This window comes from Streptomyces sp. NPDC048254, from assembly GCF_043201895.1.
GTDB lineage: Bacteria > Actinomycetota > Actinomycetes > Streptomycetales > Streptomycetaceae > Streptomyces.
The window spans coordinates 187,271-202,637 of sequence record NZ_JBICZJ010000018.1 but is presented as its reverse complement, the minus strand read 5'-3'; the positions used below and the strand labels follow the sequence as shown (position 1 = coordinate 202,637).

16 protein-coding genes and 4 pseudogenes are annotated in these 15,367 nt (G+C 68.7%); 14 read left to right on the top strand and 6 right to left on the bottom strand.

Annotation, left to right across the window (positions count from 1 at the left end; genetic code table 11):
• Positions 1–147 precede the first annotated feature (147 nt).
• Positions 148–939 carry a type II CAAX prenyl endopeptidase Rce1 family protein gene (locus ACGFZQ_RS39185; RefSeq protein ID WP_393844441.1) on the bottom strand — a complete coding sequence of 264 codons (792 nt, stop codon included), beginning with the start codon at positions 937–939 and terminating at the stop codon, positions 148–150.
• Between the two features lie 545 nt (positions 940–1,484).
• Between ACGFZQ_RS39185 and ACGFZQ_RS39180 the strand changes: the two genes are divergently transcribed.
• The 4 genes and pseudogenes from ACGFZQ_RS39180 to ACGFZQ_RS39165 all read left to right on the top strand — a co-directional run bounded on the left by ACGFZQ_RS39180 (position 1,485) and on the right by ACGFZQ_RS39165 (position 3,940).
• On the top strand, positions 1,485–1,634 hold the full coding sequence (locus ACGFZQ_RS39180) for a hypothetical protein (RefSeq protein ID WP_393844407.1): 150 nt from the start codon (positions 1,485–1,487) through the stop codon (positions 1,632–1,634).
• 95 nt (positions 1,635–1,729) lie between these two features.
• On the top strand, positions 1,730–2,140 hold the full coding sequence (locus ACGFZQ_RS39175) for a hypothetical protein (RefSeq protein ID WP_393844406.1): 411 nt from the start codon (positions 1,730–1,732) through the stop codon (positions 2,138–2,140).
• Positions 2,141–2,386: 246 nt separating this feature from the next.
• Positions 2,387–2,817: pseudogene (locus ACGFZQ_RS39170) on the top strand (transposase); the annotation flags it as partial.
• Positions 2,818–3,001: 184 nt separating this feature from the next.
• A complete protein-coding gene (locus ACGFZQ_RS39165; protein ID WP_393844405.1) occupies positions 3,002–3,940 on the top strand; it encodes a serine protein kinase RIO in 939 nt (312 codons plus the stop codon).
• A gap of 637 nt (positions 3,941–4,577) precedes the next feature.
• Here ACGFZQ_RS39165 and ACGFZQ_RS39160 read toward each other — a convergent pair.
• On the bottom strand, positions 4,578–4,934 hold the full coding sequence (locus tag ACGFZQ_RS39160) for a CAP domain-containing protein (protein WP_393844404.1): 357 nt from the start codon (positions 4,932–4,934) through the stop codon (positions 4,578–4,580).
• Between the two features lies 1 nt (position 4,935).
• On the opposite strand from ACGFZQ_RS39160, the gene ACGFZQ_RS39155 reads away from it, so the two are divergent.
• Positions 4,936–5,139, top strand: coding sequence for a hypothetical protein (locus tag ACGFZQ_RS39155; protein ID WP_393844403.1), 204 nt, complete (start codon positions 4,936–4,938; stop codon positions 5,137–5,139).
• Between the two features lie 9 nt (positions 5,140–5,148).
• Positions 5,149–5,388, top strand: coding sequence for a hypothetical protein (locus ACGFZQ_RS39150; protein WP_351747873.1), 240 nt, complete (start codon positions 5,149–5,151; stop codon positions 5,386–5,388).
• A 737-nt stretch (positions 5,389–6,125) separates the two neighbouring features.
• Here ACGFZQ_RS39150 and ACGFZQ_RS39145 read toward each other — a convergent pair.
• Positions 6,126–6,401, bottom strand: a pseudogene (locus ACGFZQ_RS39145) (amino acid--tRNA ligase-related protein); the annotation flags it as partial.
• A gap of 122 nt (positions 6,402–6,523) precedes the next feature.
• On the opposite strand from ACGFZQ_RS39145, the gene ACGFZQ_RS39140 reads away from it, so the two are divergent.
• The gene (locus tag ACGFZQ_RS39140) at positions 6,524–7,840 is read left to right on the top strand and encodes an ABC transporter substrate-binding protein (protein WP_393844402.1); all 1,317 of its coding nucleotides are present in this window, start codon (positions 6,524–6,526) and stop codon (positions 7,838–7,840) included.
• 151 nt (positions 7,841–7,991) lie between these two features.
• Here ACGFZQ_RS39140 and ACGFZQ_RS39135 read toward each other — a convergent pair whose 3' ends face one another.
• Complete coding sequence (locus ACGFZQ_RS39135) at positions 7,992–8,390, bottom strand: VOC family protein (RefSeq protein WP_393844401.1); 399 nt, start codon at positions 8,388–8,390, stop codon at positions 7,992–7,994.
• A gap of 93 nt (positions 8,391–8,483) precedes the next feature.
• Between ACGFZQ_RS39135 and ACGFZQ_RS39130 the strand changes: the two genes are divergently transcribed.
• Positions 8,484–9,473 carry a helix-turn-helix transcriptional regulator gene (locus ACGFZQ_RS39130; protein WP_393844400.1) on the top strand — a complete coding sequence of 330 codons (990 nt, stop codon included), beginning with the start codon at positions 8,484–8,486 and terminating at the stop codon, positions 9,471–9,473.
• A gap of 203 nt (positions 9,474–9,676) precedes the next feature.
• Positions 9,677–10,150: a hypothetical protein gene (locus ACGFZQ_RS39125; protein ID WP_393844399.1), complete on the top strand. Its 474-nt coding sequence runs from the start codon at positions 9,677–9,679 to the stop codon at positions 10,148–10,150.
• A gap of 165 nt (positions 10,151–10,315) precedes the next feature.
• Here the strand turns inward: ACGFZQ_RS39125 and ACGFZQ_RS39120 are convergent.
• Both ACGFZQ_RS39120 and ACGFZQ_RS39115 read right to left on the bottom strand, forming a co-directional pair.
• Positions 10,316–11,009, bottom strand: a pseudogene (locus tag ACGFZQ_RS39120) (response regulator).
• Positions 11,006–11,128: a hypothetical protein gene (locus ACGFZQ_RS39115; RefSeq protein WP_393844398.1), complete on the bottom strand. Its 123-nt coding sequence runs from the start codon at positions 11,126–11,128 to the stop codon at positions 11,006–11,008. Before ACGFZQ_RS39115 ends, ACGFZQ_RS39120 begins: the two are co-directional and overlap by 4 nt.
• Positions 11,129–11,202: 74 nt before the next feature.
• Between ACGFZQ_RS39115 and ACGFZQ_RS39110 the strand changes: the two genes are divergently transcribed.
• The 5 genes and pseudogenes from ACGFZQ_RS39110 (at position 11,203) to ACGFZQ_RS39090 (ending at position 14,906) form a co-directional block, all read left to right on the top strand.
• A complete protein-coding gene (locus ACGFZQ_RS39110; protein ID WP_393844397.1) occupies positions 11,203–11,670 on the top strand; it encodes an rRNA adenine N-6-methyltransferase family protein in 468 nt (155 codons plus the stop codon).
• Between the two features lie 8 nt (positions 11,671–11,678).
• A pseudogene (locus ACGFZQ_RS39105) lies at positions 11,679–13,234 on the top strand (FMN-binding glutamate synthase family protein).
• 13 nt (positions 13,235–13,247) lie between these two features.
• A complete protein-coding gene (locus tag ACGFZQ_RS39100) occupies positions 13,248–13,424 on the top strand; it encodes a hypothetical protein (RefSeq protein ID WP_393844443.1) in 177 nt (58 codons plus the stop codon).
• Positions 13,425–13,659: 235 nt separating this feature from the next.
• The gene (locus ACGFZQ_RS39095; RefSeq protein WP_393844396.1) at positions 13,660–14,142 is read left to right on the top strand and encodes an ANTAR domain-containing protein; all 483 of its coding nucleotides are present in this window, start codon (positions 13,660–13,662) and stop codon (positions 14,140–14,142) included.
• A 5-nt stretch (positions 14,143–14,147) separates the two neighbouring features.
• Complete coding sequence (locus ACGFZQ_RS39090) at positions 14,148–14,906, top strand: ANTAR domain-containing protein (RefSeq protein ID WP_393844395.1); 759 nt, start codon at positions 14,148–14,150, stop codon at positions 14,904–14,906.
• Positions 14,907–15,367 lie beyond the last annotated feature (461 nt).

Below are 15,367 nucleotides of genomic sequence, written 5' to 3'. Positions count from 1 at the left end.
AGAGAAAGGGCATCGCTTGCTTCATGCTTCAGCAGGCGGTCAGGAAGCCCTCGGCGCATCCTCCGCACCCGCCGCCGCACCGGCATGGTCATCCTCGACGACCAGCTGGCCCGCTTCCTCCAGCCCCAGGCCGCGTAACGAAGGACGTCAATCGAGCGCCCCGGCCTGATCGGAGCGCCCGTCGCGGTCGTCACGCACAGCACTGTGCAGCTCTGCGGCGGCCCCGCTGCCGTATCGCCGCAACAACCACACCCCGAACGCGACGTGGAAGACGTACACGCACACCTGCCACCAGTCCGGCGCCGCACCCGGCGAATGGATCTGGAAGAAGTCGTCCAGCCCGTGCACCACGACCATCGGCCAGACCGAGCCGATCGCGAAGCGCAGCCCGGCGCAGGCGAAGCCGAACAGCCCGGCGGACAGCATCTGCCACAGCGTGTCGTCCAACGGGGCGTCGAAGAACAGGTAGTTCTGCACATGACCGACGCCGAACAGGACGCCGACGCCGATCGCCGCGCGCATCGCCCCGAGCGGGGCAAGGACCTGCTGCACCAGGCCCCGGCTGGACACCTCCTCGTTGATGCCGACCCACAACAACGAGACCAACGAGCTGACGAGCACGGTCGTGCTGCCGTCGAGGCCCGCGAGGGCGTATGAGCAGGCGACAAGGAGCATGGGCACGGCCAGCCACCAGCGCCGCACCCGGCCGAGCGTCGCCACCCCGGACTTCCGCAGCCACCCCCACCGCCACAGAATCAACCAAGCACCGGCGAAGCAGACCGCGTTGACCACGGTCGCGCCGAGGCCGGGAAACCAGGACGGGGCGAGCGGCGGCAGGATCACCTTTGCGAACAGCACCAGCACGACATGCCAGGCGAGCGTCAACTCGACAGCTCCCCAGAGCGGATGGCGCGTCGCGTGGCCCCTCCAGCGATTCATCACGGGCCGAGCGTAGTCAGGAGAGCGCGGAGGAACGTGGCTCGTGCACAGGTTCAGGCGAAGACCACCGAGAGGGGACGTTTCCCTTGCGACATCACCGAGCATCCCCGTCGGGACCCCCGCGAACGTGTCAGTACCGGAGACTGGCCATCAACTTGCTTCCCAGCAGCGGTTTTGGCGCGCCGGGCAGGAGGGTGCAGGCCCCTCTGCGGGTTTTGGTGATCCGCCTGTTCCATGCCCAACGGCTCAGTTGGGTGACGAAGACGTTGGGGTCGGTGATGCCGAGAGCCGGCGCGAGCAACGCCATCGGTAAGAACGGTTCGCAAGATCACGGACGGGTCCGAGCGCACCTTCGCCCAGTGCTGGGCGAAGTGGCCACGGTCGTAGTGATACTTCCTGGTCACAGCCGCCATCCGCTGCAACTCGGGATCCGCCAACTGCTGCCAGAAGACCGGCAGGTCGCTGGCCTCAAGCCGGCGCAGAACTTGAGCGCGTAATACCCCTTTGTCGCATACACCTATTACGCATGGAGTTCCCGTGCCGTCGTGTTCGACCAGCAAGCGACTGGGCGGCACCGTTGGACCATCGAACCCGCCATGGCCTGGCTAGCCGGATGCCGCCGCCTGCCCCGCCGCTACGAAGCCAAGGCCGTCCATCTTCTGGCCTTCACCAGCATCGTCTGCACCCGCATCTGATACCGCCGGCTCGCTGGATGACGTGACCCGTAACCCGGCAGAGAGAGTGGGCACATCCAGCGTGTGACGCCGGGCCTGCCTGCCATGCTGACCCGATGTCGACACCTTCTTCACTCCGGGCGCGGGTATTCATGGCGATAGTTCTGGTCTGCTTGTCGGCACTGACCTGGTACTTTCCCGCACAACAGGTGGTCCGCTACACCTCTGGACATGAGGCCCGCACTGTCAGGGTGACTGGCCGGGAGGACGGCGAATGCCGGGCCGTCTGGGTCTTTCCGGGCGGCCATCGAGCCAGTGGGAAGGTCCCGGCGGATTACTGCAACGACGAATACACAGGGGAGGAATTCGCGATATTCGCCGGAGAGGACTGGGGGGTGCGGGAGCACAGCGATCTGCTGTGGTCCGCCGCTCAACAACTCACGCTCATTGTGCCTGGCGTCCTGCTGATGTGGCTGCTGGGGCGCGCGTGGGAGCGCAGGCGTCTGGCGACCCCAGTGCAGTCGTGACGATTCCTTCAAGCGGCTCAGGCACCACCGCCGAAAGATCGAACGGCCTGGCCCGCCGAATGCCGACGCTACGAGCGCACGCACCTGGTAGACATCGCCTGCGCCCTTACCTGCTATCGATAACTCGCCAAAGGAGATGGTTTCTCATACTGCAACGGTTCTTGTTGTGACTGCTGGCCAGGTCCGTCGCTGATGTGGTTATGGGTGGGTACCTCGCTGGTGTCGGTGTGTGGGCGGGTGAGTTGGAGCGGTTGCACGGGCGGTTTGTGCACCGGTTTGCGAGAACGCTACGCGGCACCGCGTGGCCGCACGCTGATCGCCCGCCGTCTGTATCTGCCCACGTCGTGGACGGATGACCGCGAGCGGCGTAGGCGGGCCGGCATCAGCGACGAGGCCTGCTTCGAGACGACGGCGGCCATGGCCAAGGCGATGGTCCGCCGGGTGATCGCGCAGAAGACTCCGTTCGGGTGGGTGACGGCGGACGCCGCCTACGGCTTCAGCAAGGGATGGCGGTTCGAGCTGGAGCAGGCCGACGTCTGCACGTCATGGCCACCGCCCGCCACGACACCGTCATCACCCACTGGGCCCTCGACCATTCCGTCCATGGCCTGTTCCGAAGTCCGCCCATGACACCGGCCCGACCGCCGGCACTGGGGGGCTCACGCCGGAACCGACGGCACCGCTGGGGCCACTCGACGCGGGCGACTTTATTCGGTTGCCGCTCCCCATGTCCGCCCCTCACCATGGGCGAGACACCGGGAGCTGCCCGGTGCTCCACGAGAGGAGGCACGACCGTGACTACGACTGCCCTCGGCCTGCCCGCAGACCGCCTCTCTCGCACCTCATGGAGCACCTCCAGCGATGTCTCACGACGATCTCTCGCAGCACCCTCAGCACCCGGCACTTCCTGACGACTTCATCGCCGACCCCTACCGCGACGTCCCGCCGCCGGACGATCTGGGCGACGTCGATGACCGGTTCGTCTTCGACTTCCGTCCCTACGACGACCTTGAGGACGGCCAGCGCTGGTCGACCTGGCTCAGCGTCGAACCCCTCTGCCGAGGCCCCGAGCCGCTCCCGGACTGGGTGGTGACCTCGCAGGGCGCGATCGACACCGAGCTCGGCGTCCTCAAGACCGGCAAGGAGGCCGACGTCCACCTCGTCGAGCGGGCTGACCCACTCGACCCCGCTGCCGGCGTGGTCATGGCAGCCAAGCGATACCGCTCCCCCGAGCACCGGGCCTTCCACCGCGCCGCGTCCTACACCGAGGGCCGCTCGATGAAGCGCTCACGTGACGAGCGGGCCCTCAAGCGGAAAAGCACCTTCGGCCGGCAGGTCGCGGCCGGCGAGTGGGCGGTGTCCGAGTGGGGTGCGCTGGTGCGGCTCTGGAACCTCGGGCTGCCGGTCCCCTATCCCGTCCAGATCGACGGCACCGAGATTCTGATGGAGTGGATCACCGTCGTCGACGAGGACGGCACCGTCGCAACCGCGCCCCGGCTCGCCCAGACTCGACCCTCACCCGAGCTGCTGGCGGCGTACTTCGCGCAGCTCACCGACGCGCTCGCGACGATGGTGCAGAACGGCGTCGTACACGGCGACCTCTCTGCGTACAACATCCTGGCGGCAGGCCAGCGGCTGGTCATCATCGACCTGCCACAGATCGTCGACCTGGTCGGCAACCTCAACGGGATGAGCTTCCTCCAGCGCGACTGCGCCAACATCTGCGGCTGGTTCCGCTCGCGGGGCCTCGATGTCGACGAGCACGCGCTGTTCGCGGAGCTGATGGCGCACGCCTTCTGAACCGAGCGGCTAGTCAGGACGTCCCGGCGGAAGACACGGGACGTCGGCCGCCCCTCGCACGCTCCCGAGGCGCCGCCGTACCGAGGGAGTCAGGGGCGGCGGGCCCGCCAACTCGTCAGGTAAGCCGACAACCTGCGGAAACACGCGGGAATCCGACGACCTCCGGAGGCGCTGCCGTTTCGCCGGGAACTTTCCCCATCAGCCTCATATGGCGCTCCCCCCGGCATCATGTTCCTGCCGCACTCAGTCACCAGTCCTTGAGAGGCTGCGCTACTCAGACAGGGCGGGGTCATCCAGCCCTTTACACAATGAGTTGCGCACGAACGCGAACGGCAGTGCCGAACGGCCGTCGGCCGAGCGGCGAACATCGCGCCCTTCCCGAGGAGTTGAACATGCCGGCCTTGGCGCTGGTGCCGTCATGCAGACCTGCCGCCCCCTCGGATGTGCGTCATAGCCGTTCTGCGAACAGCACGAAGAGCGAACGCCCGGCGTACTCCCGCACGCTCGGGCGATTCTCGCCCCCTGGGGCGTCCCCCTCACCTCAGCGTGGGAGGACGCCGTCTCGTACCACTGACACTTTATGGGGCTGCCGGAGGCGACTCGGCGGGGCACTACCGCGCCGGCATGCGGCACCCGCTCAACGGGCGGTGCCGAAGTCCTGGGTCCAGTAGCTGTTGGGCTGTGCGAGACCGACGCCGATCTCCTTGAACGTGCAGTTGAGGATGTTGGCCTTGTGGCCCGGGCTGGCCATCCAGCCCGCCATGACCTGCTCGGGAGAGGCGTAACCGTAGGCCACGTTCTCGCCGTAGGCGCTCCAGGTGTACCCGGCACCGGTGATCCGGTCTCCGGGGGAGGAGCCGTCGGACCCGGAGTGCGACATGTTCTGGTGAAGCGCCATGTCCTCACTGTGTGCCTGTGCGACCTTGGACAGGGTCTTGTTCAGGGTCAGGGCCGAACAGCCGACCTTGCTGCGCTCGGCATTGACGAGTTCCACGATGCGAGCGACGACTCCGGACGCCGGGGCGGTGGCCTTCGGGGTGCTCGACGGCTTGGGGGCCGCGGAAGCGGTGGTGGTGGTGTTCCGGGTGCTGGGCGACGCGGTGGTGCTGGGCTTGGGAGCGGTGGTCCGTGCGGTGTGCCAAGGCACTGTGGCCTTCGGCCTCGGCGCGGTGGTCTTCCCGGCGCTCGCAGGGGCGTGAGGAGTCTTCGTGGCGCTCGGCGCCGCCGATGCCGTCCACGAGGGCTCGCCGGCCTGGCCGGCGTTCCAGGGGCGGCCCCAGCTCGCGTCGTTCCACCAGGCCTTCTTGCCCCACGAGTCATTCGTTGCGCTGTTCTCGGCGCTGTTGGACCGGTGTCCGCCGCTGTCGGGCCAGTTGGTACAGGCCATGGCGGCGGACGGTATGCCCACGGCGCCCACGGCGACGGCAGCGATGACTATCCGCCGGTAATGTGTGTTCTTACGGTGTTTTCCCATGCGTAACCCGCTCCTGAGCTGCGGCGGCGTCCTGCGGGTCGTCATTCTTAGGACGCCTTCACATGGAGCGCAAAGGGACTCGGTACTAGCTCGCTTCGTAGGCTCGGGCGGCCCATGTCATGGGAGTGCGGCGCGCCGGTCCGGTTTCCGGCGCCTCTGCGGAATTCTGCCGCCCCGTCAGAATCCCTACGTGTGCGCAGAACGGGTGAAGGTGGCTCGCGCACGGAGAGCCCTGAATCCAGGCGCGACGCATGCGCACCCCAAGCCGGACAAATCCCATATGTCATCAGAGCAGCCTCTACTATCCGGCACGCATAGGTCCCGGATCCGCTGTGACGGATGTCACGGAATCATGCGTTCTGGTCTGGCCTGACCTGGATGCCGCGGGTCAGAGTGCGGAGCGGGCGAAGCTCGACGAGCAAGGCCCGCACAGCAGGGATACGGCGGCATGGAAACCGCCCACCAGCACGGCCTGGGCGGGCCTCGCGCGCCAGGCATGTCCGAGCGGACGGGGCGGGGGACGAGCAGGGGAGACGCCGGGACCAGGAAGCGTGACCTCGACGAGAACGAGCCCGAGGCACCCAGACCCAGCACCAGCACCAGCACCAGCACCAGCACCAGCACCAGCAGGAGGCTGACCACGATGATCGCCAGAGTCGTCGGGTAGACGAAGCGGCCTCCGCGGAGGGCAGCACCTTCTCCGCAGCCTGAAGGGCGCTGCGGGACCACGACCTCAACGCCGAAGGTCTCTCTCATCGCGTCCCCGTACGCGTCGGCGACCTTGGAAATGGCGTGCGTGAGCATCTGTTTCTCGTGCGCCATCACGTCCATGACGCGGTTGATCCAGGTCGGCTCGACGTCCACTCCCGTGAACTCGGGCGCGTGCCGGGACGAGAACGACGGCTCGGCACGGAACACGGGTCCGATCTCGAAGACCCTGTCGATGCCGGCCGCGACGGCCATCTGCTGGAAGAACTGTAAGGACTGACCACGGCTCTCTCGGCTGAGCCGCTCCTGCCGGAACGATCAGTAAGTCGAGGTTGAGTGAATCTTCGCGCGGGACCGATCGGCGGCCAACCCCCGCACGCCCACCCCTTGTCGCCCTCACCATGGGCGGAATCGGCGTATTTCGGCGGCGCCCTGGTGCCCGCCACGACCGCGGCGGCCACCGCCCGGACCTCCCAAGTGAAGTGAATCCCGTTGTGAACGAGGTGGACCGTGTTCCGGACAATCAGCAGATTCCGTCGCGTGGCGGGAACGACAGCCGTTCTCGCCGCGATGGCACTGACCGCAAGCGCGTGCGCCGGCCAGGACTCGGCGTCGGCGGGTGGCAACTCCTCCGAGATCCACATCGGCGCGTGGCTGCCCCTCGCGGGCTCCACCGCCACGTACGGCGTGGCCGAGAAGGCGGGCGCGGACGCGTACTTCAAGGTGCTCAACGCCCAGGGGGCGTCAACGGCCACAAGATCGAGTGGACCGTCAAGGACAACGCGGCCGATCCGCAGCAGACCGTGCAGATCGCACGTCAACTCGTCGGCCAGGACAAGGTCGTGGCCATCGTCAACGCGAACGGGACCTCTCAGGCGGAGGCCGCCTTCCCGTTCGTCCTCAACCAGTCCAAGGTGCCGGTCCTCAACGAGGTGGGCGGCGCCGAGAACTGGTACAAGCCGCCGCGCGCCGGCCTGTTCGGCACCCAGACCCTCTATGAGGACCAGGCCGCGGCGGTCGCCGCGTGGGCCGTGCAGGACGGCGCGAAGAAGATCCTCGTCGTGCACAGTGACCCGGCCGCGTTCGTGAACGTGGCCGAGCAGGTGGCGCCCGTCGCGAAGAAGGTGGACCCCTCGGTCGAGGTCGACCGGCTGCCGGTCAAGTACCAGACCACCGACTACACCCCGGTGATCAGCAAGGTGAAGTCGGCGAAACCGCAGGCGGTCATCCTGATCCTCACCTCACCCGAGGCAGCCGCCTTCCTCAAGGAGGCCAAGTTGCAGGGCCTCTCCCTGCCCACCTACGCCTACGCCCCGGTGGCCGCGGAGTCGACGATCGCCCTGGCCAAGGACGCCGCCGAGGGTCTCAAGGCCGTCCAGCTGGTCAAGGCGCCCTCGGACGACGATCCCGCGGTGAAGGAGTTCCGGTCCGCGATGGCCAAGTACGAGCCCGGCCAGACCGCGGGTTTCCTCGCCCTGTGGGGCTGGAGCAACGCCAAGGTCTTCGCCGAGGTCGCGAAGACGGTCAAGGGCCCCGTCACGGCCCAGTCCCTCACCGCGGCGTACCAGAAGGCGACCAAGGTGGACCCGGGGGTGTCGCCGGTCATGAGCTTCAGCGCGGGCAATCACCTGGGTACGCGCAGCGTGCAGAAAATAGTGGTGAAGAACGGCGTCTGGACATCCGTCGGCGACTTCTACACACCCCCGGCACGCGACTGATCGCCCGCCTCGACAGGGTGGTGCGGCCTGACCCAGCGTGAGCGCAGGTTCCGGCACCCGGGCCGCAACCGTTGCCGGAGCATCCAGCGGGACCAGGTCACAGCAGCCCCGGGTGATCTGGGCCGAGGCGGACGGCGTGCTGCGCCTGGCGTCAACGTGCGAACTTCTCGATGGCCGCCGGGGTGATTGGGGTGAAGAAGTTGACGAGGTTGCCGTCGGGGTCACGGAACAGCAGCGACCGGTTGCCCCAGGGCATCGTGGTGGGCCCGTTGACGAAGTCGGTGACGAAGCCGGTCAGGTTCTGGTGCACGCGGTCCACGTCGTCGACGCGGAACTCGGTGATCACGCTGTGGTTGTCCGCCGGGCGGGCAGAGCCCGGGGCGAACAGCGGGACGGTGCGGGTGCCGGCGATCGCGAGGGTCGCGTTGGGGGTCTTGAGTTCGGCGAAGTCCTCCGTGGCCCACATCGCCTGCACCCCTGTGGCCCGCTCGTAGAACTCGACGAGGCGCGGGACGTCTCCGGTGATGATGCGGATCGAGACGAAGTCCATGGTGATCTCCTGGGCTGATGGGTGTTGCTGCACGTCGTAGGCTAGGAGAAATAGTGGACAGAATCGGTCCTGTATTCGCATTAGGCTGTACCCATGCCTCGACCCACCGGCCGCGTGCTGACACTCCTGGAACTGCTGCAGTCGGGCGGCACCCGGACGGCGGCCGAACTCGCCGACCGGCTCGGCGTCGACGGGCGCACCGTGCGGCGGTACGTGGATCACCTGATCGACCTCGACGTGCCCGTGGAGTCGGTGCGCGGCCGCTACGGCGGGTACCGACTCGCCCCCGGGTACCGTTTGCCTCCGCTCATGCTCAGCGATGACGAGGCGCTGGCCGTGCTGCTCGGCCTGGTCGCCGGCCGCCGAACAGGGTTGACGACGGCGGAGCGCACGGCGAGCGAGACGGTGTCGGCCAAGATCCGGCGGGTGCTCCCCAAGCACGTCGCCCACCGGCTCGACGCACTCCTGGAATCCCTCGCCTTCACGGATCAGCCCGGTGAGTTCGCCACCCCGGACGCCGGCGTGCTGCTCACCATCGCCGATGCGGTACGCCACCGCCGACCGGTCTCGCTCCGATACACCGACCGCGACGACCGGCACAGCCAACGCACGCTGCACGCGTACGGGATCGTCGCCCACTCGGGCCGGTGGTACGTCACGGGCACGGACCCCGAGATCGGCGAGGCCCGAACCTTCCGACTCGACCGCATCGCGGACGCGAGGACCCTGCCCGGCTCATTCGAGGCGCCCGTGGGTCCCGATCCGGCACAGCGCCTGTTGTCAGGGTTCGCCACGGCCGAGTACCGGCACGAGGTGACCTTGCGGATCCACGGGACCGTTGAGCAGATCCGCGCCCACTTTCCCGCCAGCGTCGCGAGCCTGGAGGAGCACACGCCCACGGCGGACAAGGACCGGGCGACCGAGCGCTGGCTGCGCGTCGAACTACGGGCGGAGCGGCTCGACTGGCTGCCTCCGGCACTCGCCGCACTCGACCGGCCGTTCGTCATCGAGCGCCCCGACGAACTGCGCGACCTCGTCATCGCGCTCGCCGATCGCCTCGCGTCCTACGCCCGCCAAGCCTGACAGTGCGAAACCAACGTCATGAGAGGGCACACTCTCCCGCGCCACCGACAAGGTCGGCGAGGAACTCCAGCGGGCGGTTGCGCCAGGCCATGTCGCCGTCGGGATCAACCGAGCGCCTGCCAACAGGAAATGCGGCGGTGCCCACGACCGGCCCGGAGCCGGCCCCCGAAGGGCTTCCGGAGTCGACCGCTCAGGCTGCGCGCGTGAACTACAGCGAACTCGAGGCGGACATCCTCCGACTGATCGTCGAAGCCACCGAGGACGGCGTTCGTGCCTTCGGGGAGGAGACGGTCACTCGTCTGGTGCGGCCGGAGCTGCTGCGCGGTGCGGCCGAGGACGAACTCACCGAAGACGCCCGGGCGGCACTCACCCATGCCTGCGCGAACGTCCTGACGATCAGCGCCGCCGAGCTGCACAACGCGATTGCGACGATTTATGACGGCATCCTGGTCGATGACGATCTGGACGCCGGAGTCCTCACCGCCATCAGTGCGTTGGCACACTGGAAGAGCTACTTGGAGCAGAACCGGCGCGGCGAGCTTTACGAACTCGCCATCCGTTCCATTGAGGACGTCGACCACGAGGTGTCCGCCGACCTCGACGACTTCCTCGCCACGCCGGAGATGGCCGCTGAGTACGAGCGTATCCGTCGGCTGCTGGACCCCGGCGCGAAGTAGGGGCGCCGGACCCGCCGCAGACGGTCCGGGAACCCAGCCCGTGATCATCCCCGTCCGCTCCACGCTGTAGCACCGCCCGACCGTGTACGCCTGGCACCTGGCGGCATGACCTGTCACAGGCTCACCACGACGATGCGGGCCACCGGGCGGGATGCCTGTCGCCGCTCAGTCCCCGACCCGTACCAGCCCGCTCTCGTAAGCGAAGATCACCGCGTGGACACGGTCCCGGAGGCCGAGTTTGGTCAGGATCCGGCCGAGGTGGGTCTTGACGGTCGTCTCCCCGACGAAGAGGCGGTCCGCGATCTCGCCGTTGGCCAGTCCCCGGGCGACCAGGGCGAGGACTTCTCGTTCACGCTCGGTGAGAGCCGCCAGGCGGCGCTGGGCGGGCGCGGACGCGGGGGCGTGCAGGACGAAGCGTTCGACCAGGCGCCGGGTCAGCGAGGGCGCCACCATGACCTCGCCCCGCAGTATCGCGGACGGTCACCAGGATCTCCTCGGCGCGGGCGTCCTTGACGAGGAACCCGTTCGCGCCGGCGCGCAGGGCCGCGTAGGCGTATTCGTCGAGGTCGAACGTGGTGACGACGAGGATCCGCGGCCCGTGGGGCTGCGCGCAGAGGTGTTCGGTCGCGGCGAGGCCGTCCAGACCGGGCATGCGTACGTCCATCAGGACGAGGTCCGGTTCCAGTGCGGCCACGCCCGCGATCGCCGCGTCGCCGTCGGCGGCCTCGCCCACCACGGTGAGGTCGGGCTGGCTGTCGACGACCATGCGCAGCCCCATCCGGATCAGCTCCTGGTCGTCGCAGATCAGCACCCGGGACGATGACGCAGTACGAGTCGGTGGCTCGATCGGGCCGGTCATGAGGTCGCCGGAGTCGGCTTCGGCGCGGCGACATGCAGGGTGGCGGCGACCCGGTAGCCGCCGTCAGGTGTGGGTCCGGCGTCGACGCTCCCGCCGTACAGGGCGGTGCGCTCGCGCATGCCTGGGAGTCCGCGACCGGAGGAGAGCAGCGGGGCGGGGGGCTCTGCGGCGGCTCCCCCTCCGGCGCCATGCGATGACCGAGGGCACCGGTCTGGAGCGGGCCCGGCTCGTCGTCGAACTCGGCCCGGGGACCGGGGTGTTCACCGACGCGATCCTCGCCCGGCTCACGCCCGGCGCACGACTCGTCGCGGTCGAGCTCAACCCGGTGCTCGCCGCCCGGCTGCCGGCCACCCGGCGCGACACACGGCTGACCGTGGTGGAGGGTTCGGCCGCCGAGCTGGCCGCCGCGGTGGGCGAACCGGTCGACGCGGTGGTCTCCGGGCTGCCGTGGACGGTCATGCCGCGGCAACGGCGCGGGCACATTGCGCGGGTGGGCCGGCCGCGGCACCGCGGTCGTAGTGCTCCACCCAGCGCACCCCCTCGTCTCCTTCCGGCAAGCGGGTCGAGGCGACCCCGATCCCCTCCCGACACCAGGAACGCCCGGTCGACGCTGCCGGTCCGCATGAGACGGGCCAAGCGGGTTACTCGTGGGTCGTGCTGAGAACCGGAATGATCGCGATGGTCGTGGGCGCCGCCATCGCAGTGGTCGCTGTGGCCGTGGTGGTGTCGCCCTGGTGGTGGGTGGCGGCGGTACCGCTGGCCGTACTCGGCGCGATCGGTGTGTGGGATCTGGCCCAGCGACGCCACTCGGTGCTGCGCAACTATCCGGTGATCGGGCACGCCCGCTTCCTGCTGGAGCGCATTCGTCCCGAGTTGCAGCAGTACTTCGTCGAGCGGAACTTCGACGGGCGGCCCTTCGACCGGGACATCCGCAGCATCGTCTACGAGCGGGCCAAGGGCACCGCCGCGGAAGAGCCGTTCGGCACCGAACGCGACGTGTACCAGGCGGGTTACGAGTACCTGGTTCCGTCGATGGCTCCGCGCCCGGTGCCCGAGCACCCGCCGCGCGTACGGATCGGGGGCCCGGACTGCACCCGGCCGTACGACATGGCACTGCTGAACGTCTCCGCGATGAGCTTCGGCTCGCTCTCCGCCAATGCCGTCCTGGCGCTCAACCAGGGGTCCGCGGCAGGCGGTTTCGCGCACGACACCGGTGAGGGCGGGCTGTCCGAGTACCACCTGCGCCCGGGTGGTGACCTGGTGTGGGAGATCGGGACCGGCTACTTCGGCTGCCGGACCGGGGACGGGGACTTCGACGCCGGGGAGTTCGCCGAGAAGGCGTCGGGCGAGAGCGTCAGGTGTGTGTCGCTGAAGCTGTCGCAGGGTGCCAAACCCGGGATCGGCGGTGTACTGCCCGGGGCCAAGGTGAACGCTGAGATCGCCCGGGTGCGGGATGTCCCCGAGGGCGAGACGGTCATTTCCCCGTCGTACCACCGGGTGTTCTCCACGCCTCGTGAACTCGTCCGTTTCATCGCACGGATGCGGGAACTGTCCGGCGGCAAGCCGGCCGGCTTCAAGCTGTGCCCCGGTTCACGGCGCCAGTTCCTCGCCGTGTGCAAGGCGATGACCGAGGAGGCACCGCACCCGACTTCATCATCGTCGACGGCGGGGAGGGCGGTACAGGTGCCGCACCGCTCGAATTCGCCGACCACATCGGCACACCGCTCACCGAGGGCCTGATGACCGTGCACAACGCCCTGGTCGGCGCGGGCCTGCGGGACCGGATCCGGATCGGCGCCAGCGGCAAGATCGCCACCGGGGCCGACCTCGTCAAACGCCTGATCCAGGGCGCCGACTACGGCAACGCGGCCCGCGCCATGATGTTCGCGGTCGGGTGCATCCAGGCCCAGCGCTGCCACACCAACTCCTGCCCCGTCGGCGTCACCACCCAGGACCCGCGACGGGCCCGCGCGCTGGACGTCGGCGACAAGGCCGCGCGCGTACGACGCCTCCAGGAGGCCACCGTCGGCAGCGCCCTCCAGATCATGGCCTCCATGGGAGTCACCGACCCCGCCCAGCTCCACCCCCACATGCTGCGACGCCGCATCGACCCGCAGACCGTGCGCTCCTACGACGTGCTGTACGACTGGCTGTCCCCCGGACAACTGCTGGTCGAGCCGCCCGCCGACTGGAAGGCCGCCGACCCCGACCACTTCACCATCTGATCCGCAGGAATCCGTGGCCCGAACCGTCGCCCGCGTCATCGTGGACGCCCTGAGCGAACTCGGCGTCCGCCAGGTGTCGGCGTCGTGGGACGCGCTCAACGCCCTCACCGACGACGTGGAGCGGGTCGGCTGCCGCCACGAGGAGGCGGCCGCCTTCACGCGACCTGCTTGCCGGCCGCCACCCTGCTGATGAGCCGCAGGTCGCGCGGGGCTGCTGCTCCAGCAGATCCGCGGACGCCGTGCGGTAGACGGCCTCGCGCGAGTCCTGGCCGACGAGGGAGCGCGCGTCGCACTCGTTCCGCTGGCCCTGGCACGCGCACATCCTCTGGTCCTCCGACAGCCTCTCGCGGGACTTCGAGGACCTGCAGCTCACCCTCGGATACGGGCCGGGGCCGGACTGCCTGGCCGGCGGCGGCGTGGTGCGCGTGCCCGATCTGGGCCGCGTGCGAGAGGACCGCTGGCCCACTCTCCTCATCGAGGCGTCCGCCCTGAACGTGCGGGCGGAGTTCTGCTTCCCCCTGCACATCGGTGACATCACCCTCGGCGTACTGACCCTGGTCAGAAGGACCCCAGGGCACCTGACACCCCTGCAGGGCGACGATGTCGACGTACTGGCCGTCGCCCTGACCAAACGCGTCCTGGATCTCGGGAGCCCGCTGCGGTCGGCCGCGGAAAACCAGGACCTGGTCGCCCCGGTGCTGCACCATGCGGTCCTCCACCAGGCGACCGGCATGGTCAGCGTCCAGCTTTCCGTAACCCTGGCAGAGGCTCTGCTGCGGCTCCGTGCCTACGCCTACGGCAACAGCCGCACCCTCACCGACACAGCCCGGGACGTCGTGGACAGGCGGCTGCGGCTCGAACCCGACCCGCACCCGACGAACGTCACCGAAGACGAAGACGAGGACTGATCTCGATGGCACCCCGTGAACAGCAACTCACCGAAGTCTTCGTCGAGGTGGCCGACTCCCTGATCGACGACTTCGACGTCATCGACCTCCTGCAGAAGCTGTCCGTGCACTGCCTGGAACTGCTGGATGTCGCCGCCGTCGGCATCCTGCTCGCGGACGAGAACGACAAGCTCCACGTTCTCGCCGCCTCCGACGAACACACCCGGCTGCTGGAACTCTTCGCTCTCCAGCACGACCAGGGCCCCTGCGTCGACTGCTACCACGACGGCCTGCCGCGGATCAACGTCAGCCTCGCCGACCCCACGGCAACCACCAGGTGGCCACAGTTCGCCCGCAGCGCCCAGGACACCGGTTTCGTCTCCACCAACGCCCTGCCGCTGCGGCTGCGCGGACGGGTCATCGGCGCGCTCAGCCTGTTCAGGGCTGGGCCCGAGCCGCTGGCCGAAGAGGATCTCACCCTCGCCCAGGCCCTCGCCGACGTGGCGACCATCGCCATCCTCCAACAGCGCACGCTTGCCCACAGTGAGGCCGAGCGTGACCAGCTCCAGTACGCCCTCAACAGTCGCATCGTCATCGAGCAGGTCAAGGGGATCCTTGCCGAGCGATGGCAGATGTCCATCGACGAGGCGTTCAGCATCTTCCGCGCGTACGCTCGCGCCCACAGCCGCAAACTCTCCGACCTCGCCCGGGCCATCGCCGACGGCACGCAGGCTACCGACCCGATCCGCGCCTTTCCCTCGCGGGCAACGGAAACGGACAGCTGACACCTGCCGAGTTCGTCCACCGATCGTTCCCACCGTGCCGAGGGGTGATCGCTGGCTTGCTCTCGCCGGCGCATGGTGAACGCCTGGCCGGAGGCGCGCTCGCCTCCCCGTGACAGGAGGTGCTGCCACGGCCTGGGTTCGCCGTCGCGCCGTTCAAGGGCGGCCATGCGGGCGCGACGCTTGCGGTGGATGCCCTGGGTGTTCGACCAGGATCGGCGACCTGTCCTCACGGAAGATGGGCAGGGAGGCCGCGCTCGCCCCCATGCGAGTCAGCCTCCGGAGTAAGCGCCGGGCCGCCCGGTCCCGCAGATGCCAAGTGACGAGACCACGTCCCGCGCCGTGACCATGAAGCCTGAGCAGGACCGCGTACAGCGCCCGGGTAATCACACACCACGGACCGCCGAATCGAGACACCCACGCGCCCGACCGGGACGTCTCAAAAAGATCCTGTTACGAGCTCG